Consider the following 21,483-nt stretch of genomic DNA (forward strand, 5'->3'; position numbering starts at 1 on the left):
CGAGCAGATAACCAACAGGGCTATTCGGCCAGCAATGGCATCCCTCATTTGCGCTAGCTGACGGTTAAATTTTTCTCAGCCTGTCGATCTCTGCGCGTTTTATGCGACACTGTTTGCCTGCCGGTTTATTGTGCTCCCGTTTGCTGACGGGATATATATGCGCCGCTTTCTCTCTGCCTGCCCGACAGAGCCTGCAAACTGCTAAATATGGAGATCTGCACCGTGTTTCAAAACGTTGATGCCTACGCTGGCGATCCGATTCTCTCTTTAATGGAAACATTTACTCAGGATGCGCGCGCGCACAAGGTCAATTTGAGCATCGGTTTGTATTACAACGAGCAGGGCGTCATTCCCCAGCTGGAAGCGGTGGCAAAGGCGGAAGCGCGTCTTAACGCCCGCCCGCAAAGCGCCAGCGTTTACCTGCCGATGGAAGGTCTGGCCGCTTACCGCAGCGGGCTGGCGCCGCTGCTATTCGGCACTGACAGCAGCGCTTTAGCCGACGGGCGCATTGCTACCGTGCAGACGTTGGGCGGCTCCGGCGCGCTGAAAGTGGGTGCTGATTTTATCAAACGCTATTTCCCGGACTCACAGGTCTGGGTCAGCGATCCGACCTGGGAAAACCACGTGGCAATTTTTGCCGGGGCAGGTTTCCAGGTAAATACCTATCCCTGGTACGATGCTGAAACCAATGGCGTTAAATTTACCGCTTTTATTGAAACATTAAGCGCGCTGCCGGCGAAAAGCGTCGTGCTGCTACATCCATGCTGCCATAACCCGACCGGTGCTGATTTAAGCGACCAGCAATGGGATAAAACGGTTGCGGTGCTGAAAGAGCGCGATCTGATCCCGTTTCTGGATATCGCCTATCAGGGCTTTGGCGCCGGTATGGAGCAGGACGCCTATGCTATTCGGGCTATCACCGCCGCAGGCCTGCCGGCGCTGGTCAGCAACTCATTTTCTAAAATTTTCTCACTGTACGGTGAACGCGTTGGCGGGCTGTCTGTGGTATGCGAAAGCGCAGAAGAAGCGACGCGGGTACTGGGACAGCTCAAGGCAACGGTACGCCGTAATTACTCCAGCCCGCCGAACTTCGGCGCACAGGTGGTTTCCTGCGTGCTGAACGACGCTGAACTGAAAGCCAGCTGGCTGGCCGAGGTTGAGTCAATGCGTCTGCGTATCCTGGAAATGCGTCAGGCGCTGGTTTCGGTGCTGACGGCTGCCGTACCGGGCAAAAACTTTGACTATCTGCTCAAACAGCGCGGCATGTTCAGCTACACCGGCCTGAGCGCGCAGCAGGTTGCGCGTCTGCGCGAAGAGTTTGGCGTCTACCTTATCGCCAGCGGCAGAATTTGCGTCGCCGGTCTTAACAGCAAAAACGTCCATCAGGTAGCGGAAGCCTTTGCAGCCGTTATGTAATCGGTAGTGACGGAAACGTTTAACGGGGCGAACTGACGCCCCGTTTTTACTTTGTCGACGGCGGTGGCGTGCTTAACCAACATTCACGGGAGATATTGACTATGTGGCATCAGCAAACGTTCGCCCTGACGGAGAAATCACGCGGTTTTCATCTGGTAACCGATGAAATCGTCAGCCAGATTAGCCACCTGTCAAAGGTGAACACCGGCTTGCTTCATCTGCTGCTGCAACACACCTCGGCCTCGCTGACGCTCAATGAAAATTGCGACCCGACGGTGCGTAGCGATATGGAGCAGCATTTCATGCGCACGGTGCCGGAAAATGCGCCCTGGCAGCATGATTATGAGGGCGAGGATGACATGCCCGCCCACGTAAAATCCTCCACCCTTGGCGTATCGCTGCTGCTGCCGGTAAGCAAAGGGCGCCTGCTGCTGGGGACCTGGCAAGGCATCTGGCTGGGCGAACATCGCATTCACGGCGGCGCACGGCGCATTGTTGCTACGCTACAGGGCGAATGATATGTCAGCCGTTCTGGCGATCTCACCTCTTTGAACGCAACTAGCTGTCGGTAAAATAATTCACAGGCGTATCATTTGCGTGGCTATTTTATAATCTAAAATTTTTTTGAAGTTCGTCGCAAAAAGTACTGTGATAAAGGCCTAGCATTACTGTGGTTTATAGGGAGGTAGCATCATGTTTAACATAATGGAAATTAAACCCGCGTTTGCTGATGATATTTATGGTTTTACTGACAGCCTGCTGGCGTGGCTCAATGATAAACAACAGAAAGCCCCGGATGGTGAGATACTCAAAATCTTATTAAATAAGGCTTGGGAAAAAAACTTAGCTGAAGAGCAGAAAATAGTGCAGCATGCGCTTTTTATGATATACCAAATTAATCTTTCTCATCCACTTTCTGCACCAGCTCAGAGGCAATATGATCCTGATGTTTTGGCGCTAAAAAATAGACTTGAGCAAGCCTGGATTGAACATGAGTTCAATCATGTCGAAATACCAGATGAAGTTTTCTCTTCTGAGCATTTTGGCGACTATTTAAAAAAAGTATGGAAATCGCATAATGCATCACATCATTCTCTCTTCGATTTTTTAGAAAGACAGGCTACAAAACAACAGGTTGATATTTTTCTGAAAAGCGACAGCGCATTAAATCTCATTTTTTTTGATTTGGTTGCATGGACATTAATTGGCTCTCAGCCTGAAACCAGAGGAACCATTAGCGAAAATTTGTGGGATGAAATAGGAGAGGGTGATAATGTGTTTACGCATGTAAACCTTTATAAGGAGGTACTTAAGAAACAAAAAATAGAGTTAAAAGATAATCATTATATTGATATGTATGACAGCGCTGCATTAGCTGGACATAACGCCTTTATGCTGGGGGCAATTAACAGGGAACACTATTATAAATTGCTCGGAGTGATGGCAATGACTGAGGTGCTCGACCCTCCGCAATATGAAAAGCTGGTAAATGGCTGTTTGCGTCTTGGTTTGTCTGAGAGTGAAGTTAAATACTATACCGAACATATTACCATTGATATCAGGCATGGTGACGACTGGTTGTATAAAGTGATAGACGTAATTGCAGATAAATACCCTTTGTCACGGCAGGAATTTTATCTCGGTAGCCTGCTAAGGTTACAAACCGCAGAGCGCTATTATGATAGTTTGCTGGAAAGAATAAAAATATCCTGAGTATAAATATATTTATCGACAAGCCAAAATTAAGGAAGATCGAATGGCCTATATTCTGCTAGCTATGGCGGCAATCTTCTGGGGTGGGAATTATGTGGTCGGTCATATTCTGGTTATGTATGTCGACCCTTACAGCCTGAGCCTGATACGCTGGGCGGGAACCACGATTCTAATGTTTTCCGTGTACTGGAACATGGTGCGCCAACAGTTCAGCTTATATCGTGAGAATTTGCTAACTAATGTATTACTGGCGTTTTTTGGCCAGGTCTGTTTCCCGCTAACGTTATACATCGGCCTGCAATATACCAGCCCGCTTAATGCGGCTATTTATATCTCCAGTACTCCCTGCCTGGTGTTAGCGATTAACTATTTTTTCTTTCGTGAGCACATCACCGCCAGGAATATTTTCGGCGTACTGGCAAGCACCGCGGGCGTTCTGTATCTTGCCTTCGCTTCCGCCAGTGGCAACGATAAAATTGAAGCTTTTGGAAAGGGCGATATTCTGACGATTATCTCCGCTTTGAGCTGGGCATTTTACTGCGCGTTTCTGCGGATTAAAAATAAACAGATTAAGCATACTTCGTTTGTTGCCTTCAGTTCGCTGGTCGGCACTCTCATTATAATCCCGATAGTGCTTTTGCATGCCGGATTCAGCGATGGCGTTGCTACCCATCTTCATTTTCCCGGCTGGGGCGTTATTAGCGGCCTGCTCTATCTGATTGTCTTCCCGTCGTGGCTGTCTTACGTTTTCTGGAATAAAGGTGTGTCGCTGATCGGCACCACGCGCAGCGAGATATTTACTCACCTTATTCCCCTATCCGGCGGCATCATAGGTATTGTTTTTCTGCACAATCAGCTGCGTTATTACCACATCATTACGCTGGTGCTGATCGTGTTCGGCATTGCCTGCTGCTCCGGCGGTAAAAGCGGGGTGGTGAAGAAATAAGTCGAAAACTAACGCCTGAATTTTCCCTCAAAGTCGTCCGGTTTATTTTCGTGCGGCTTTGAATATCTGTCGGTCAATGCCGCAAGCGTGCGGCGCGCCTTTGTACGATGCTTGCCCGGATTACGTGATCCCGTTCGCATAACTGCCTGAGTAATCAGTGAATACGGGCATGACTATCATGAAAACTGATAGTAGAGGTCCATTTGCTGAATTAAGCAAACTATCACCCTAGACTGAATGCTCCCTACGGCATCACCTGCCGCTGTACTACTACAACTACAAAAGTCCGGAGCAGCACATGAACAGACAGGTACAATTCGAAGATCTTCCTCTGCAGCGCTTCCATATCCGTACCGTATTCAGCGGCACGGGCGGACAATTCAGCGATGGTTTTTTACTTGGCATTATCGGTATTGCCGTCAGCATGGCGGCGGTGCCGTTGCAGCTTGATGCTGTCTGGCTTGGTTTGCTCGGCGCCGCCTCGCTGGCCGGTTTATTTATCGGCAGTATTGTCGCCGGTCCCATCGCCGATAAATACGGACGCAGCAAAATATTCAACTATGACATGCTGATTTTCGCTGTCATCTCGGCGCTGCAATATTTCGTCACCGGGCCTGAACAGCTGCTGGCGCTGCGCTTACTGCTTGGCATCGTGCTGGGGTTTGATTACGTCGTCAGTAAATCGCTGGTAACCGAGTTTGCGCCGAAACGCTATCGTGGTCGCCTGTTGAGCATTCTTGCTGCTGCATGGGCGGCGGGCTACGTGGTGGCTTATCTTGCAGGGTTCCTGCTGCGTGATCTTGGTCCTGACTCGTGGCGCATTATGCTGGCTGTAAGCGGCTTGCCCGCCCTGCTTATCTTCCCTTTGCGTATCGGGGTTCCTGAATCACCCATCTGGCTGATTGCACGCGGCCATCACCAGCAGGCGCAGCGCATCGTTGAGGATAAGTTTGGTCCGGGCGTCGTGCTGCCTGCGGTTGACGCTACGGCCAGCAAAACGCGCGGGACGCTGAGCGACTTGTTCGCCCCGGCATGGCGTAAGAACACCTGGGTGGGCTGCGTATTTTATACCTGTCAGGTGATCCCTTTTTTCGCCTTAGGCACCTTTTCACCGCGGGTACTTGAGGCGCTAAACGTGCAGGATAAGTTTACCGGCGGTCTGGTCTATAACCTTTTACTGTTGGTTGGGGCGATTATTGGCCTGATGATCGTCGACAGAATATCGCGGCGTAAATTCCTTATCGGCTCCTTCTATCTCAGCGCCATTGGCCTGGCGGTTCTGGCCTTCGCCAGTCTTGGAACCACCGGCACCGTCCTGGCGTTCGGCTTTTTCGCCTGCGTTCTTGCCGCTGCAGTGAACCTTGAGTTTGTCTATCCGCCGGAGCTTTTTCCTACCCACCTGCGGGCATCCGGTATTGGCGTGGCGGTGGCCTGCAGCCGCTTTGGTTCAGCGTTTGGCACCTTCATGCTGCCAATAACCATGCAAAGTATGGGAATTCATACGGCGCTTGGCGTGTGCGTATTTTTTCTGTTGGTCGGCGGCGCGTTCTGTCATCGATTTGCGCCGGAAACCCGTTCACAGGCGCTGGCCGAGATTAAGTCGCTTTAGCCGCCGTTCGGTATCGTCCGGCCGCTATGGGATAGTGTGGTGATGATGTCGCCAGCCAACAGGAACCGCTATGCCTTTATCAAAACTGATTGATATGAACGCCGTTCAGATTTTTATCGTGGTCGCCGAAGAGGGCAGCATGTCGGGCGCAGCGGCCAGACTGGGGCTATCCCAGTCTGGCGTATCCCAGACCGTCCGGCAGCTGGAGGAGAAGCTGGGCGTGGTGCTGATTAATCGTACGACCCGACCAATGATGCTGACTCCCTTTGGCATCGCGCTGAAAAACCGCGGTGGCCTGCTTAATGAAGCCATTCTCAACTTAAAAGCGCAGGTTGTTGAGGCGGGAAACGGCATTAAGCCCGATTTGCGCATGGGGCTGGTGGACTCCTTTGCTGCCACCTGCGGCTCGCTATTTGCCCGGCAAATGCTCAGCCGCGTCTCTCAGCTTTCGGTCAGGGCTGGATTGAGCCCCTTGCAGGGCGAGCGCTTACTCAGGCGGGAACTGGACCTGATCATCACCAGCGATCCGCTTACCGATACCAATGAGGTGATGCGATATCAGCTGCTGTCGGAAAAGTATTTTGTTATCACGCCCGCCGAGAGACGCAGTGCGCCGCAGAATATCGCCGATCTGCGTACGCTCGCCAATATCCTGCCTATAGTGCGCTTTAACCGCTACTCGCAGGTTGGCATGCAAATCGATCGTCAGCTACGCGCGCTGGAAGTCAGGATGTCGAATCGGCTGGAGCTGGATACGGCGGATGCGCTGACGTCTATGGTCGCCGAGGGCATTGGCTGGGCCGTAACGACGCCGATGTGTTTTTTGCAGGCTGCGGCGACGGCGAAAAACGTCTCTGTTCACTTTATTCCTGAACTTGGACTGGAGCGATCGCTGTATCTGGTATGCCGGCGTGATGAATACGGTGCGCTGTTTCGCGATGCCTGTGCTATGGCGCGTTCTGTAATAAGTGATTCCCTGCTTCCGCGGCTAAAAGCCATGGGGGAAGGCGTTGAAAACATGGTGACTCTGAATAAGGAAAACCTCAGTGAATACAGATAAAACAGCGGGCTGCCGCTCAGAAGTGGACTATGTCGGTGAAGTGAATATCCCCGTCGACAAGCTGTATGGCGTTAACAGCGTGCGCGGGCAGGAGAATTTAACCGTCTCGCCGCTCACGCTGGCGCACTATCCCGCCTTCCGTGATGCCTTCGCCTGGATTAAGTGGGCGGCGGCGCTGGCAAACGCTGAAAATAAGGTTATTGAGCAGCAAAAGGCCGATGCGATAGCTGAAGCCTGCCGGCAGCTGCTGGCTGGCAATCTTGATGCGTCGCTGATTGTTGACCTAATGGAAGGTTCGGGCGGAACCTCCAGCAATATGAACGTCAATGAGGTGATCGCTAACCGGGCGCAGCAGGTACTTGGCTATGCTGCCGGGTCGTATCAGATCGTTCATCCTAACGACCATGTTAACTGCTCTCAGTCGACCAACGATGTTTATCCCGCTGCGCTGAAGATTGCCACCCACACCATGCTGGCAGCGCTTATCGAAGAGGTTACAGCCCTGGCGCGGGCGTTTGACGACAAGGCATTGGCCTTTGCCGATATTCTGCATCTTGGGCGCACCTGCTTGCAGGATGCGCAGCCGATGCGTCTTGGTCAGCTATTTTCCGGCTATGCCGCGTTGGCCTGGCGTCTGGCGGATTCGCTCGGCGAAGTTCAGAGCAAGCTCTGTACTCTGCCGCTTGGCGGTACGGCGATTGGTACTGGCTTTGGCTCGCCGGCCGGCTATCGGGCGGCGGTTTACCGACAGCTGTCTGCGCTGACGGGTATCGACTGGCAGGCACCGGCAAATCCCTTTGACGCCATGCAGAATATGGATGTGTTTTCACGGGTCTCTGGTGAGCTGAGAACCTGCTCGGCTTCGCTGGCTAAAATTGCCTCCGACCTCACCGTTCTGGCATCCGGCCCGGTTGGCGGTCTGGGTGAGTTAACGCTGCCGGAAGCCCAGGCCGGATCGTCAATCATGCCGGGTAAAGTGAATCCGGTTTTACCTATGTCAATGATTCAAATCAGCTTTGCCATTATTGGCAACGATGTCACCGTGGCGCAGGCCGTGCAGTATGGTGAGCTCGAAATCAACCACTTTGAGCCGGTAGTGGCATCCCGCGTTTTTGACAGCATTACGCTGCTGGTGAAGGGGATTAATCGCTTCCGAATCAAATGCGTTGAGGGCATTAGCGCCGATAGCGAGATGAATGAAACGCATCTTAAAGCGTCTATGGCGGTGGCGACTGCGTTGGTACCCAAACTCGGCTATGCCCAGGTCAGTAAACTGGCGCGCCAGTCGGTAATAGAAGGGCGCTCACTGCTGACAATTCTTGAGGAGTCCGGCATCCTTTCTCAGGATGAGGCGATGCAGGCTATCAATAAAGCGTCGCATCCGGTGTTTGATCAATAAACCCTTTGCCGGGGCTGGCCGCCCTGGCCCACGGCAACAGGCTTCAGCGGTTGAACTGTTTTTTATCGCAACGCGAGCGGCCCTGGGTTTTCAGTAAACTCAAGGGCCGAACGCTTGCTTTGTTCAATCGGCTGTGACGCTTTTTATTGCACCCTTTCGATTTTCCCCATAATCACTGTCCACGAAAAAATGCTCAGCAGCGCCATGCAGCCCACAAAGATCAATGCCGGGGAAAAATTGCCGTCCGATACCAGAAAACCGATCAGAATTGGCACCAGTATGCCCATGCTGGTGCCGACGAAGTTAAATATCCCGCCGGTGATCCCGGTCAGGTTTACCGGGGCGATAGAAGAAACCACTGACCATGAGATGGCCGCCAGACCGCTGCCAAAGAACGCAACGCTCATAAAGACGACGATAAGCGTCGGTGAGTCAACGTAGTTAGCGCCAATAATTGTTGTTGCCAGCAGCAGGCCGGTGATAATCGGCGCTTTGCGCGAGAAGGTGAGTGAGAATCCTTTTTTCAACAGTTTGTCGGAGATATAGCCGGAAAGCAGTACCCCGCACCAGGCTGCGGCAAAGGGCAGGGTTGCCATAAAGCCGACTTTAATAAACTCGATATGACGATATTTCACCAGATAAATCGGAAACCAAGTGAGAAAAAACCAGTTCGCGCAGGTCTCTCCCATGTGTGCGATGACCAGGCCCCATAGCTTTCTGCTTTTCGCCAGGCGCGAGAACGGCACGACGTCCGTTTGTGCTGACTGCGGGTCATGCTGTTTTTTAAGCCACTCCGGCCGGCCGCCGCCTTGACGTATATAGTCAATTTCTTCCGCGTTCGCGCGTGATTTCATCGGGTCTTTATACAAGATCCAAAAGCCCAGCGCCCAGAGTATGCTAATGCCGCCGGTGGTATAAAACATAAAGCGCCAGCCAAACTCTGACTGAAGCCACACCAGCACCGGGGCAAGGAAGGCCAGGCCAACATACTGGCCGGAGATATAAATCCCCACTGCCGTCGCCCGCTCCTTTTCCGGCAGCCAGGTGGTAATAATACGGTTATTCATCGGGTAAGAGGGCACTTCACTGGCCCCGACGCCAAGCCTGAATATGATAAGTTGCCACATGCTGCCAGCCGTGCCTTGCATAAAGGTAAACAGTGACCAGGCGCCGATAATAATCGGGTAAAGCACCTTTGGGGCGACCTTATCTACCAGAAACGAGCCGGGAATTTGCAGCGGGGAATAGGCCCAGGCAAAGGCCGAAAAAATAAATCCCATTTGCACTGAGCTAAGCCCCAGCTCGTCGACAATGTGCGGCGCCGCAATCGAAAGACTGCTTCTGTCGACGTAGTTAATCACCACGGTGATAAACAGCATAAAGACAATAAAGCGCCTGACGTTTGATTTTGCGCCGGCGGCAGATGAAGACGGCTTTGATTCGGCCATGGCATACCTCAGTAGTTGTAGTTTTCTGCGATGGAAATGATATTTGATCAAATTGAATGGAAAAAGAATATTTTTTATTATATTTTTTGCTTTAGTTATATAAAATTGTGAAGAAGGTAACACCGATGAAAGCGAACAGGCCGAGCCTGAAACAGCAGATCGTGCAGGATATGGTGCAGGGGTACTGGAATCCGGGAGACCGGCTGACGCTTAATGAAATGGCATTGCGCTATCAGTCAAGCCATACACCGGTACGTGAGGCGCTGCGCGAACTGTATGGCGAAGGTTTTCTGGTGATGGGCGCAGGAAAGACCTTTCAGCTACGTACCCTTGATAGCGACTTCATTGAAAACATCTTCGACATCCGCAGCAACCTTGAGGTGATGCTGGTAAGGAAAGCGGCCAGCAACTGCCGGGCGGCGGATTTGATCAAACTCGAAACCCTAAACCAGCAGCTGGCGGATGACGTCGAAGGGCGGGATTTTGCCGCCGCCATCCAGAAAAACGGTGAGTTTCACGACCACATCAACCATCTTGCCGGCAATCCTGAAGCTGTCAGGATCCTGCGAATGCACTGGATATTTATCGCTTCTCTGTGGAAAAAAATTGGCTACGGCGAAGAGCGTTATCGCGGTGTTATTCACGATCATCAGGCAATTATTCTAGCGTTCAGATTTAACGACAGCGAAGCGGCAGCTACGCTGATGGGCGCGCACGTTACCAAAGCAAAATATGAACTGCTGGCAAAGCTTCTGAAAAATAACAATCACGAGGAGATGTAGATGGCTGGTTTTGCGCTGCAAAAGGCGGAAATTCACGTCTGCCGGATAACTGAAAAAACCAAGTGGATCTTCATTAGCCTGCAGGATGAAGACGGGGTTACGGGCTATGGCGAAGCGACGCTAAGCGGTAAAGAGCAACAGGTCTGCGCGTTGTTTACCCGGCATGCCCGCGATTATCTGCAAGCCGGGGGAGCCACCCCCGAAGCCTGCTTTCCCCATCTGAACGACCTTGCCACAGCCGCGCTGGCATCGGGTCTCGATCAGGCGCTATGGGATCTGAAGGCTAAACGTCAGCAAAAGCCACTGTACGCGCTGATAGCTGAAAACTGCTCAGCGGAGATTAGCGTTTATGCCAACATCAACCGTAAAACGGCGGGACGCACTGCGCAGGAGTTCGCCTCTAACGCCGTCAGGGCGTTGAATGACGGCCACCGGGCGATAAAAATTGCGCCGTTCGATGAGGTCAACTGCCACGATGCAAACGGCCAACACTTTCGGCAAAGCGTCGCTGCGGGCCTGGATCGCATAGCCTGCGTGCGCGATGCCATCGGCCCGGATACCCGGCTGATGGTCGATTGCCACTGGCGCTTCGACTTTGCTGCTGCGGCTGAGCTGCTGCAGCTTACGCAAAAGTATCAGCTTTACTGGCTGGAATGCCCGATACCTGAAACGGCACAAAACAGCGCCGCGATTAACCGGCTGAGAACCCAGGCAAATGAGCAGGGCGTACTGCTGGCAGGGTGTGAGGAATATATCCGCCTGGAGAGTTTCCAACCCTACCTACAGGCTGATTGCTACGATATTTATATGCCGGATGCCAAATACGTTGGCGGTATTCAGGAAATGCTGAGGGTCGCCGCTGCCGTATCCGACGCCGGGGCTGTTTTTTCGCCTCATAATCCCTCTGGTCCGATATGCGACGCCGTCAGCAGTCATCTTTGTGCCGCGCAGCAAAACGCGGGCATGCTGGAAATGCAATATGATGAATCGCCCCTGTTCACTGCGTTAACTGACGCGCCGCCGAAAAAGATATTTAATGGCGTGATGGCACTGCCGACGCTGCCCGGACATGGCGTCAACCTCAATGATAGTCAGCTTAAACGCTACGCCATTCACGCCGATATTCAGCGCATTTAACCCGGAATCCTGGCTGATAGCCTTGTTGCAGGCAGCGGCGTTTGCTGCTGCTTTTAACCGAGTGACTGACGATAATATCGCCAGCGATAACCTATACTCAGCGTTAAGCTTACAGAAAATCAGTTTGAATCTGACCGGATAACGCGACTAACGTCAGGATTAGCGCCGTTCTGGCAGCAATGCTCAGTGCTGTGCTGCTTACCGGCAAAACAGGACGACACTGCGCAACGTGCCGCAAGAATGTAACCATTCAGGTGCCGTCCATCACATCGTCGCCACGACAGAAGGGGGAGTGACAACATGAAAGTTTCCGAGCTTCTTGCCTATTGTATGGATAAAGCGGGAGCGGAACAGTCGGAGCATAGTGACTGGAAAGCGACGCAGATCAAACGCGATGGCGTACTGTTTGCTATGTTCCACGAGGTTGACGGGCATCCGGCGGTGTCACTGAAAAGCAGTGAAGCGCTGGCTGAACTTCTGCGCGATGCTCATCAGGACGTGCGGCCAAGTGCGCACCTTAATAAAGCGCACTGGAATACCGTGCTGCTGGATGGCGCGCTAAAAGACTCGCAGCTGTATTATCTGGTTGATGCTTCCTGGCAGCAGGCGCTTGGCAGCCATGCTACGCAGCATTAGTGCTATGAGTGCAGGTCGATGATTTGAGCATAAAGTGCTCTTTTTCTGACGCCTCCTCAGGCGCTTGTAAACAGGCGCCTGAGGAGGCGTTAAATCAGCACTAAGATAATCCTTTTGCCGACAGTCGCGGCAACATCGCGCTCTCCGGTCAGAAAATGCCGGCCGGCATGCTGCAACCTTCTGATATGAGAATTGATTTCAATCTGCGGCTGGTGAAAAACCATCAGCCGCTGCGCGCTGGGTCATTCCGGGCAGCGATACGATTCAAATTAGATTATTACTGATGAACATACGTCCTGGATATGTTGCGCGCTGGTCGCTGATATTGCTGCTTCTGGCTCTGTGGCTACCGCAAAAAAATGCACAGGCCATTGAGTTCAATACGGATGTGCTGGACGTCAGCGATCGCAGCCGCGTTGATCTTAGTGAATTTTCGCAGGCGGGTTACCTGATGCCGGGAACCTATCTGATGACGATTAAAATTAATGACAGAAATGAGCTGCCGGAACAGAAGGTTACTTTTCTACCGCCTGCTGGCGAATCGCGCGGCAGCATTGCCTGTATTACGCCCGACATCGTGGCGCAAATGGGGCTGAAGGGATCAGTACGGCGCGGCCTGCGTTACTGGCAGCAAGGCAAGTGCCTTGATTTGCATTCTCTCAAAGGTGTAACCGCCCGTGGCGACCTTGGCAACGCATCGCTTTATCTCAGCATACCGCAAGCATGGCTTGAATATACCTCAGTGGATTGGGAGCCTCCCTCCGCCTGGGATAATGGTATTCCGGGTATTTTGCTGGATTATAACCTCAATGCTTAGATGTCGAAGCCGGCCAAAAGCAATAGCGCCCGTTCATTGAGCGGTAACGGCACCGGCGGCATCAATCTTGGCCCCTGGCGGCTGCGGGCAGACTGGCAGGGTAGCTATAACGTTAATGCCGGCTATGCCTCACGCGCCGAACGGCGCTTTGACTGGAGCCGTTTTTATGCTTTTCGCGCAATAGCCGCCCTGCATGCGCAGCTAATGCGAGGTGAAAACTTCTTTAGCGCCGACATTTTCGACAGCTTTCGTTATCTGGGCGCCCGCCTGCTATCTGATGACAATATGCTGCCGCCCAATCTGCGTGGCTATGCGCCTGAGGTTACCGGCGTTGCTAAAACCAATGCCAAAGTCACGATCAGCCAGCAGGGGCGGGTGCTATATCAGACCACCGTCGCCGCCGGGCCTTTTCGTATTCAGGATCTGAGTTCGGCTACCAACGGTACGCTGGATGTGAAAATTGAAGAGCAGGATGGTTCAGTGCGTACTTTCCAGGTGACCACGGCCAGCATTCCCTACCTGACACGTCCCGGCCAGGTGCGCTACAAGGTGGCGTTGGGAAAACCCACCGATTTTCAGCGCCGCAGCCAGGGGCCAGCGTTTGCGTCCGCTGAATTTTCATGGGGAGTGAATAACGGCTGGTCGTTGTATGGTGGTTCTATCCTGACAGGAGGCGATTATTACGCCCTGGCGTTAGGAATCGGCCGCGATCTACTGGCGCTCGGTGCATTGTCATTTGATATCACTCAGTCACGAGCCCAACTGCCGGGGCCAGGGTTCCTGATCCTTAACGGTCGCTCCTACCGGCTGAGTTATTCCAAGCGGTTTGATGAGTATAACAGCCAGGTAACTTTTGCTGGCTATCGCTTCTCGGAGCGTAACTTTATGAGCACGGCGCAGTATCTTGATGCGCGTTATGGCAGCGGCAATATCGGTAACAGTAAAGAGCTGTATACCATTTCACTTACCCGTCAGTTTATCAGTCTTGGGCTGTCAGCCTATCTGAACTACAGCCATCAGACCTGGTGGAACCGTCCGTCGAATGATAATTACAGCCTGTCGCTGTCGCGCTACTTCGACTTATGGCGCTTTAAAAATGCCAGCGTCAGCCTGTCGGCTTATCGCACCTTGAGCAATGGTTATCGTGATGATGGCTTCTATTTAAGCATGAGTATTCCCTGGGGTAACGGCATCACGCTGACTTACGATAATCAGACCAGCCGAACGGGTACCAGCAATATGGTGGGGTACTTTGACCGCCTTAGCGATGGCGACAGCTACAACCTGAAAGTTGGCAATGACGAGCACGGCCAGGCTAGCGGCAGTGCCTATTACACCCATGACGGCTCTCTGGCTCAGATGACGGCGAATGCCAGCTATCAGGATGCCACTTACCGCTCGATCGGTATGAGCCTGCAAGGCGGAATGACCGCGACCGCTCAGGGGGCCGCACTGCATCGAATCAATCTCCCCGGCGGCACGCGCATGATGGTGGATACCGACGGCGTGGGCGGCATCCCCATTCGCGGCTACGGCACCACCGTACGCACGAATTTATTTGGTAAGGCTGTGATAAGTGACGTCAACAGTTATTACCGCAACGCGATAAGCGTGGATGTCAATGATTTAGCTGACAATGTTGATGCTACCCGCTCGGTGGTGCAGGGCACGCTGACCGAGGGGGCCATCGGCTATCGGCGCTTTGGCATTATCGCCGGGGAAAAGGCGATGGCGACGATCCAGCTTACCGACGGGGGAACGCCGCCGTTTGGCGCGATTGTCAGCAATGACGCGGGAAATCAGACCGGGATTATCAGCGATAACGGCAGCGTCTGGCTAACCGGGATCGCTCCAGGCGCGCTGATGAACGTGCGCTGGGATGGTAAAACGCGCTGCGCTATCAGGTTGCCAGAGCCGCTTCCTGATTTAACCCATCCTTTGCCGTTGCAATGTCGCCCGCATCATGATCAAACCAACCATGAGGTTAAGCATTAACCATGAAGTACACCACTTTCCTGACAACAGCCGCCGTGGTACTGGCGGGCGCGTTAACGACTTATCAGGCTACGGCGGCGATAGCGTTGGACAGAACCCGCGTTATCTTTGATGGCGGTAGCAGATCGATGAGCCTTAACATCACGAATGAGAATCGGGAGCTGCCCTATCTGGCTCAGGGATGGATCGAAGATCAGCACGGTAAAAAGATTGATTCGCCGCTGGTGGTTTTGCCGCCGTTACAGCGCATTGAACCCGGCGCCCGCAGCCAGGTTCGCATCCAGGCGACCCCGGCTGTCAGCCAACTGCCGCAGGACCGGGAAACACTCTATTACTTCAACCTGCGTGAGATCCCCCCTAAAAGCAATAAGCCAAATACCCTGCAAATCGCGCTTCAGACCAGGGTAAAGCTGTTTTACCGCCCGGCAGCTTTAATGGCGAACGCCGATGACTATGCCCGGCCGTGGCAGAAAAAGCTGACCTTAACCCGTCAGGGCGCCAGCTATCGGGTCAGTAACCCAACGCCTTACTACGTCACTCTGGCCGGGGCGGCGCCGTCGGTGAAAGCACAGGACGTGGCCGGCTTTGAGCCTGTGATGATAGCGCCGCAGGAAACGGCACTGCTTAAGGTTAGCGCTACTGCGCTCGGCAGCCATCCGGTCATCACCTATATCAATGACTTCGGCGGGCGGCCAAAACTGGTATTGAGCTGCAATGACGGGCAGTGCCGGGTAACCGACCACATTGCGGGCTGAATGGTGCTCAGCGTGGATGAAAAATCGATGGCCGGTTAAGGAGAACACCGTGCGGTTGGGAATAACTCAGCGAAAGAGCCACTGCGGCCTGCAATACCGGCGGCGTGGAAAATGGCTTGCCGTCTGGCTGGTACTGATGCTGCCTGCGGCGGGCGTGCAGGCCAGTCCGGATGGCTGGATGATTGAAGGAGAGCATGGGGTGCTGCAGGTCAGTGGTCAGCTCACTGAAGGCGCCTGCCGGCTGGATATGCGTTCAGCCATGCAGCAGATCGCGCTGGGCAACAGTGATACCCGGCCATTAAGACGTGCTGGCGATCGGGGTACGCCGGTGCAGTTTCGCCTCTATCTGCGTGATTGCTTACAGCGCAGCGAGGTAAGCGATGACGACAATGCAAACTTACTGCAGCCGACCGTCTCAGTGATATTTGCCGGAGAAGCTGACAGCAATAATCCGCAGCTGCTGGCGCTAAAAGGCGCATCAGGTGTCGGACTACGGCTGCTGGATGCTGACAAAAATGATTTGCGTATTGGTACATCCGGCGGTTCGGCATCGCCAGCGTTTCTGACGCCGGATAGCAGCCAGCTTACCTACTACGTAGTGCTGGAGCGAACCCAGGCACAGCTTGTCGCCGGTGTCTGGCAGGCGGTAGTCAATTTCAGGTTGAGCTATGACTGACCATAATGATTTCAACAGGAGTGCAGGGTGAGGCGATATAACGTTTCCGGACTATTGATAGTCGCTTTATTTTTAGCGCTTTTTTCAACTCATGCCGCCGCCTATTTGTGCCGGAACAAGCAAACCGGTCAGGAACTACGCAACGGCAGTTCTCCGGTGACGGTGCCTCTGTCCCGGGAAATTACCGCTGGCGAAGAGGTTTTTATCAATATGACAAACTATTACGAATGTAAAAATGAAAACCCGGAGTTTTATGATGACTTTATGTATTTGCAAAGTGATGGTATCAGCACGGTACTTAGCCGCGATTTTGAGGTAGGGGTTTATCTTAACGGTGGGCGCTATCTCATTCCGGCACCCTATAGCCAAATATTTCATCTTCCCAGAGGGGCGGACGGCAACTGGCACGATCTGCCAATGGTCATATTTTATAAGGTGTCAGAAAGACCTGGCATTTTGACTCGTATCACGCGCGGACAGAAAATTGCGACCATCCGGCTATATAAATACGCCCATTACAAGGGGGGGGAGCGCACCCGACGATCCGCGTTACTTTACGTGGGATATTATCGCCGGCAATGACTCGATTTTTACTTCCGGAACCTGCGCCATTAATGACGGTAAAAATATTGATATTGACTTCGGGCAAATACCCGAGTGGCATCTGAGCGCTTCGGCAGCGGCAAGCCGCTATCAGCGGCGGGTAAACGTGCCCTATCGCTGTAAAAGTCCGGTTAGTATGCCGATCAAAATTACCTTATCTGCGGATGCTTCGCCTTTTTCTGACTCGGCGATTATGACTTCCAATCAAAATCTCGGCGTTGAGATGTACTATGAGAATCAGCAAATCAAGCCCGGTGACAGTATCCGGACGGAGTTGCAAAGCGGATTAGGCTCCAGCGATCTTAACTTTGTGCTGGTTAAAAAGAGCAGCGTGGCGGTAAGCAAAGGTCCGTTCAACGGCTCAGCGGTGCTGGTCATGAGCGCGGATTAAGCGCTAAAGCGAACGGGATTTTGGCATACTGACGGGCAACAGCTTTACGGCCCGGGCGCTATTTTCTTTATTGCTCTTTGCCGCAGCGCCATGCTCAAGAAACAGGTTGCTGCATCCAGTCGTTTAGCAGGGTGCCATATAGCTGCTGAGCCTGTGACAGCTTGCCCAGCTCGCAATACTCATCGGTTTGGTGCGCCATCGTCGGCTCTCCCGGACCCAGGATTACCGTTGGTGGCGATGCCAGCGCGTCGGTCAGCAGTGATGCATCAGTAAAATAAGGTACTACGCGCAGCTGTAGCGCCTCGTCGTGTAGCGGCTGGCAATAATGAAATACCCGTTGAATCCAGGCGTGGCCATCGTCAGTCAGGACGGCAGGCAAATCTATCAGGGTATCAATGCTCACGGTATCCCCCAGATAGCTGGCAAGATTATGGCGGATAGTGCCATGGTTGAGATTGGGGGCGGTGCGGATATCAACATCAAACCAGCTGCGGTCCGGCACCGAGTTGATATTTAGTCCGCCTTCAATACGTCCCACGTTAAGCGTTGGCTGTTTCATCAGCGGATGCGGCGCGCCGGGAATAAACTGGCGGATGCGGCCAATAGCATCCGCCGCCAGGTAGATGGCATTTACACCCAGCTCCGGCATCGCGCCATGTGCAGTTTTCCCTTGGGTTGCACAGCGTAGCCACAGTGCGCCTTTATGTCCTACCACCGGATAGTTGGCGGTGGATTCGCCGACGATAAGTGCCCCGATCTCGGGTAAATCAACGTTATCGATTAGCGCCCTGGCGCCGTCACAGCCGGTTTCCTCGCCGCCGGTAATCAGCATAACCGCGCCAGACCCGGCGCGGATACTTTCTTGCTGCGCCAGACAAGCGCAGGCAAACGCCGCCACTGCCGCTTTCATATCGCTGGCGCCCCGGCCATACAAGCGCCCATCGACAATCTGACTGCCAAAGGGATCATAGCGCCATGGCTGAGCGCCCAGTGGCACGGTGTCCAGATGGCCGGTAAACGCCAGCGGCTTGCCCGCGCCGGAGCCGGGGAGGCGGGCGATTAAGTTCAGCCGGCGCGGGCCAAACCGCTGTAGCTGAACGTCAAAACCGCGCGCCTGCAGCCAGTCGGCCAGATAGCGGGTGCAGGCCTCTTCATCGCCGGGCGGATTAATGGTATTAAACGCCAGCAGCCGCTGCGCCAGCGTCAGGGCAGCGCTTTGCGTCATCAGCGCGCTCCGGTTAGCCAGTCGAGGCAGTTAAGCCACAGCTGGCGATAGCCCGCCCAGCGGCTGAACTCTGGCGGCAGCCAGTGAGCGGACATATCGCTGGTCCATACCAGTGAGCGCCCGCGTTGATAGTTACGTACCGCCAGCAGCGGATGAGAGGTGCCAGAAACCGTGGCGATAAGCTGGCCTTCCGGGTGCATTTCCACTTCGTTATAACCGAGCAGCCACGGCATGCCCGCCGGCAGATTACTTAACAGCGGATGGTCGATTTCCTGTTGCAGTTCACAGCCTTCCGGACACTCAATGCGATCATCCCAGGCCAGGCAGCGAACCGGCAGTACCTGTTCCACCGCCGTATTGCGATAGCGTGCTGCGCCGTTAATCCCCTGGAAGCTGAAATAACCGCCAATCATCATCAGGCTGCCGCCGCCGGCGACGTAGTCATGCAGCAGGGTCAGTCGGTTAGCCGTTCGCTGGCTTTTAAGCCAGGTGTCAGGATGCAGCAGCAGAGTATTGGCGCCAATATCGGACAGGATAATGGCATCCCACGCCTGCAAACCCTCAGCCGTCAGAGGAAATTGCTCCGGCGCCTCGTGAACCGGCATATGGGTAATGGCGTAATCGCTGTCGCGTAGCGCCGCGAGAAAATCTACCGCGCCGTTATGCCAGGTGGCGGTAGCAAACTGATCGAAACCTTTAATATGGTTGGCGGTGCTGGTCCAGGATTCACCAACCAGGAGAATTTTTTTCGGCACGTGTTGCTCCTTTTTAGCTGCCAAATACCCGCTGTGGGTTGGCGATCATCAGGGTTTCCAGCTGCTCGCCGTTAAGGCCGTGGCGACGCAGTCGGGGAATAAAGTGTTTAAGGATGTAGCCATAGCCGTGGCCGCCATAGCGGGTCAGCATGGTTTTCAGAAAAACGTCCTGCGACAGCAGGATTTGATTGATATAGCCATCGTCAATCAGGCTGCAAATGGCGCTGGCATTCTCTTCATCTGATGGCGACTGGGCTGACTCATCGGCATAGTAGTAATGCATGCCGATCATGTCGTATTCGAGAAAGGCGCCACGATCTGCCAGCTCGCGCTGGTAGCGTTTATCGCTAAAGCTCGGGTTCATGTGGCAAAGCACCACGTGGCGCAGATTGGCCCCTTCCGATTGCAGGATATCCAGCACCTTATGACCGAGCCGTTCCCAGCCGGGGAGGTGAACTTCAATCGGCACGCCGGTTGCCGCACTCGCCTGACCGGCGGCGCGCAGCGACTTCTCTTCATCGGCGGTAAACTGACTGGAGATGCCGATTTCGCCGATTAGCCCGGCGAGCACTTCCGGCTTATCTTCCGCCGCGCCGAGATCGTAGATCAGCTTCTGTGTCAGCTGCTCAACGCTAATGGTTTTGACCCATTCCGGATGAGAAGGCTGCAGATAGAGCCCGGTTCCCATCACGATATTCAGCCCGGTAAGCCGTGAAATACGCTGTAGCGCTTTGGGGTCGCGCCCGATGCCGAGATTGGTGGGATCAACCACAGTCTCGCCGCCAAGCGCTTTGAATTTCATCAGCTCTTCAATCGCCAAATCGGCATCGAACAGCTGGCAGTTATCGCGACTCATCAGCGGATTAAGCGCCAGCTCGCCCAGGTTTTCCATTCGCACTGGCATTTCAGCTATATGACGATCGCTGCAGCAGCAGGGGGCGACCCATTTACCGGAGGCATCCAGCAGAATATGCTCATGCATCAGCGTAACGCCCATTTTTTCCAGAGCCATCGGTCCGAGTACGGTCATAATCTGGCCGCTTTCAACCCCGACCGGCAGCGGTTCGGGATGACGAAATATCGATCCTTTCATCGGCTATCCTTTGCCCCTTGGGCGCATAGGGTTGAGAATGCGGGTATTCAGCCAGATGGCCAGCAGAATGATGGTGCCGGTGGCGATTTGGGTATAAAACGGCGAGATATGAGACAAAATCAGGCCATTCTGGATAATGGCGATCGATAGCGCACCCAGCAGGGTACCGATAATAGTGCCAAACCCGCCGAACAGGCTGGTACCCCCCAGCACCACCGCCGCAATAACCTGTAATTCAAAACCCTCGCCCTGATTCGACGAACCGCTGCCAAGGCGGGCGGTAATGATCATGCCGGCCAGTGCCGCGGCCATGCCGCTGATAATATACACTTTCATGGTGACCGCTTTGGTGTTGATGCCGCTGCGACGCGCGCCCTCGCTGTTGGCGCCGATAGCGGTGACATAGCGGCCAAAACGCATATGATTCAGCACGATGTGACCGGCAATCAGAATAATGACGCCAATGAGCGCCGGCATGGGAACGCCCAGTACCCAGGCCCGTCCCATAAAGCTGAACAGGCTGTCGGCGGGGATCGGAATGGAGTACCCCTGGGTTATCAGCAGCGCGATACCGCGTACCACCGCCAGCGTCGCCAGGGTGACGATAAACGCCGGTATCCCTTCATAGGCGATAAAAAAGCCGTTAATCGCGCCGACCAGTCCCCCCAGCAGCAGGCCGCCTAATAAAACCACCGGCCACGGCAAGCCCCAGCTGTTGAGCGCCACGGCGGACAGCGCGCCAACCAGTGCCAGCGTTGAACCTACCGAGAGATCGATACCGCCAGTGGTAATCACCAGCGTCATCGCCGTCGCGACGATCAGCAGCGGCGCACTTTGGCGGATAATATTCATCCAGTTGGCGCTGCTGAGAAAATTACCGGTAATTGAGGAAAAAACTACGCAGCAGAGGATAAAAAACAGCGCGATACTGACCACCCCGGAGTGGTTATGCAGCAGGCGACGCGGCAGCGAGTGCCGAATCAAACGGGTTTGACTAAGATTAATCATGCTCATAGACCATTTCTCG

Annotated in this window: 21 protein-coding genes; 16 read left to right on the forward strand and 5 right to left on the reverse strand. The window is 53.8% G+C overall.

The window, feature by feature from the left end; genetic code table 11:
* Window positions 1–222: 222 nt before the first annotated feature.
* The 7 genes from BTJ39_RS00225 (at window position 223) to BTJ39_RS00255 (ending at window position 8,143) form a co-directional block, all read left to right on the forward strand.
* Window positions 223–1,416: an amino acid aminotransferase gene (locus BTJ39_RS00225; RefSeq protein ID WP_176110153.1), complete on the forward strand. Its 1,194-nt coding sequence runs from the start codon at window positions 223–225 to the stop codon at window positions 1,414–1,416.
* 101 nt (window positions 1,417–1,517) lie between these two features.
* The gene (locus tag BTJ39_RS00230) at window positions 1,518–1,934 is read left to right on the forward strand and encodes a secondary thiamine-phosphate synthase enzyme YjbQ (RefSeq protein WP_078000656.1); all 417 of its coding nucleotides are present in this window, start codon (window positions 1,518–1,520) and stop codon (window positions 1,932–1,934) included.
* A 175-nt stretch (window positions 1,935–2,109) separates the two neighbouring features.
* Window positions 2,110–3,129: an iron-containing redox enzyme family protein gene (locus BTJ39_RS00235; protein WP_078000657.1), complete on the forward strand. Its 1,020-nt coding sequence runs from the start codon at window positions 2,110–2,112 to the stop codon at window positions 3,127–3,129.
* A 43-nt stretch (window positions 3,130–3,172) separates the two neighbouring features.
* Window positions 3,173–4,075: a DMT family transporter gene (locus BTJ39_RS00240; protein WP_078000658.1), complete on the forward strand. Its 903-nt coding sequence runs from the start codon at window positions 3,173–3,175 to the stop codon at window positions 4,073–4,075.
* A gap of 298 nt (window positions 4,076–4,373) precedes the next feature.
* Window positions 4,374–5,684: an MFS transporter gene (locus tag BTJ39_RS00245; protein WP_078000659.1), complete on the forward strand. Its 1,311-nt coding sequence runs from the start codon at window positions 4,374–4,376 to the stop codon at window positions 5,682–5,684.
* 70 nt (window positions 5,685–5,754) lie between these two features.
* Window positions 5,755–6,744, forward strand: coding sequence for a LysR family transcriptional regulator (locus tag BTJ39_RS00250; RefSeq protein WP_078000660.1), 990 nt, complete (start codon window positions 5,755–5,757; stop codon window positions 6,742–6,744).
* Complete coding sequence (locus tag BTJ39_RS00255; protein WP_078000661.1) at window positions 6,731–8,143, forward strand: aspartate ammonia-lyase; 1,413 nt, start codon at window positions 6,731–6,733, stop codon at window positions 8,141–8,143. Before BTJ39_RS00250 ends, BTJ39_RS00255 begins: the two co-directional genes overlap by 14 nt.
* A gap of 143 nt (window positions 8,144–8,286) precedes the next feature.
* On the opposite strand, the gene BTJ39_RS00260 is transcribed toward BTJ39_RS00255, so the two are convergent.
* Window positions 8,287–9,591 (reverse strand): MFS transporter, encoded by a 1,305-nt coding sequence (locus BTJ39_RS00260; RefSeq protein ID WP_078000662.1) that lies wholly within the window; start codon window positions 9,589–9,591, stop codon window positions 8,287–8,289.
* Window positions 9,592–9,716: 125 nt separating this feature from the next.
* On the opposite strand from BTJ39_RS00260, the gene BTJ39_RS00265 reads away from it, so the two are divergent.
* The 9 genes from BTJ39_RS00265 (at window position 9,717) to BTJ39_RS00300 (ending at window position 17,383) form a co-directional block, all read left to right on the forward strand.
* Window positions 9,717–10,373 (forward strand): GntR family transcriptional regulator, encoded by a 657-nt coding sequence (locus tag BTJ39_RS00265; RefSeq protein WP_078000663.1) that lies wholly within the window; start codon window positions 9,717–9,719, stop codon window positions 10,371–10,373.
* Window positions 10,374–11,510 (forward strand): mandelate racemase/muconate lactonizing enzyme family protein, encoded by a 1,137-nt coding sequence (locus tag BTJ39_RS00270; protein WP_078000664.1) that lies wholly within the window; start codon window positions 10,374–10,376, stop codon window positions 11,508–11,510.
* A gap of 300 nt (window positions 11,511–11,810) precedes the next feature.
* Window positions 11,811–12,146, forward strand: coding sequence for an MmcQ/YjbR family DNA-binding protein (locus BTJ39_RS00275; protein WP_078000665.1), 336 nt, complete (start codon window positions 11,811–11,813; stop codon window positions 12,144–12,146).
* Window positions 12,147–12,429: 283 nt separating this feature from the next.
* Complete coding sequence (locus BTJ39_RS25335; RefSeq protein ID WP_338418152.1) at window positions 12,430–12,963, forward strand: FimD/PapC N-terminal domain-containing protein; 534 nt, start codon at window positions 12,430–12,432, stop codon at window positions 12,961–12,963.
* Window positions 12,964–14,958: a fimbria/pilus outer membrane usher protein gene (locus BTJ39_RS00280; protein WP_338418153.1), complete on the forward strand. Its 1,995-nt coding sequence runs from the start codon at window positions 12,964–12,966 to the stop codon at window positions 14,956–14,958. It begins immediately after the preceding gene.
* A 2-nt stretch (window positions 14,959–14,960) separates the two neighbouring features.
* Window positions 14,961–15,713 (forward strand): fimbria/pilus periplasmic chaperone, encoded by a 753-nt coding sequence (locus BTJ39_RS00285; RefSeq protein WP_078000666.1) that lies wholly within the window; start codon window positions 14,961–14,963, stop codon window positions 15,711–15,713.
* Window positions 15,714–15,729: 16 nt separating this feature from the next.
* On the forward strand, window positions 15,730–16,389 hold the full coding sequence (locus tag BTJ39_RS00290; RefSeq protein WP_241825841.1) for a fimbrial protein: 660 nt from the start codon (window positions 15,730–15,732) through the stop codon (window positions 16,387–16,389).
* Window positions 16,390–16,443: 54 nt separating this feature from the next.
* Window positions 16,444–16,971: a fimbrial protein gene (locus BTJ39_RS00295; RefSeq protein WP_176110156.1), complete on the forward strand. Its 528-nt coding sequence runs from the start codon at window positions 16,444–16,446 to the stop codon at window positions 16,969–16,971.
* Entirely contained in the window at window positions 16,874–17,383 is a 510-nt protein-coding gene (locus BTJ39_RS00300; protein ID WP_078000668.1) for a fimbrial protein, read from the forward strand. The genes BTJ39_RS00295 and BTJ39_RS00300 overlap by 98 nt, the downstream gene beginning before the upstream one ends.
* A gap of 94 nt (window positions 17,384–17,477) precedes the next feature.
* On the opposite strand, the gene BTJ39_RS00305 is transcribed toward BTJ39_RS00300, so the two are convergent.
* From BTJ39_RS00305 to BTJ39_RS00320, 4 genes are read right to left on the reverse strand one after another with little or no spacing between them, the layout of a single operon-like run.
* Window positions 17,478–18,608 (reverse strand): M20 family metallopeptidase, encoded by a 1,131-nt coding sequence (locus BTJ39_RS00305; RefSeq protein ID WP_078000669.1) that lies wholly within the window; start codon window positions 18,606–18,608, stop codon window positions 17,478–17,480.
* Window positions 18,608–19,363 carry a glutamine amidotransferase gene (locus BTJ39_RS00310; protein WP_078000670.1) on the reverse strand — a complete coding sequence of 252 codons (756 nt, stop codon included), beginning with the start codon at window positions 19,361–19,363 and terminating at the stop codon, window positions 18,608–18,610. Before BTJ39_RS00310 ends, BTJ39_RS00305 begins: the two co-directional genes overlap by 1 nt.
* A gap of 13 nt (window positions 19,364–19,376) precedes the next feature.
* A complete protein-coding gene (locus BTJ39_RS00315; protein WP_078000671.1) occupies window positions 19,377–20,456 on the reverse strand; it encodes a phosphotriesterase family protein in 1,080 nt (359 codons plus the stop codon).
* Window positions 20,457–20,459: 3 nt separating this feature from the next.
* Entirely contained in the window at window positions 20,460–21,461 is a 1,002-nt protein-coding gene (locus tag BTJ39_RS00320) for an ABC transporter permease (RefSeq protein ID WP_176110187.1), read from the reverse strand.
* Between the last annotated feature and the right edge of the window lie 22 nt (window positions 21,462–21,483).

Source organism: Izhakiella australiensis (assembly GCF_002006995.1).
Lineage (GTDB): Bacteria > Pseudomonadota > Gammaproteobacteria > Enterobacterales > Enterobacteriaceae > Izhakiella > Izhakiella australiensis.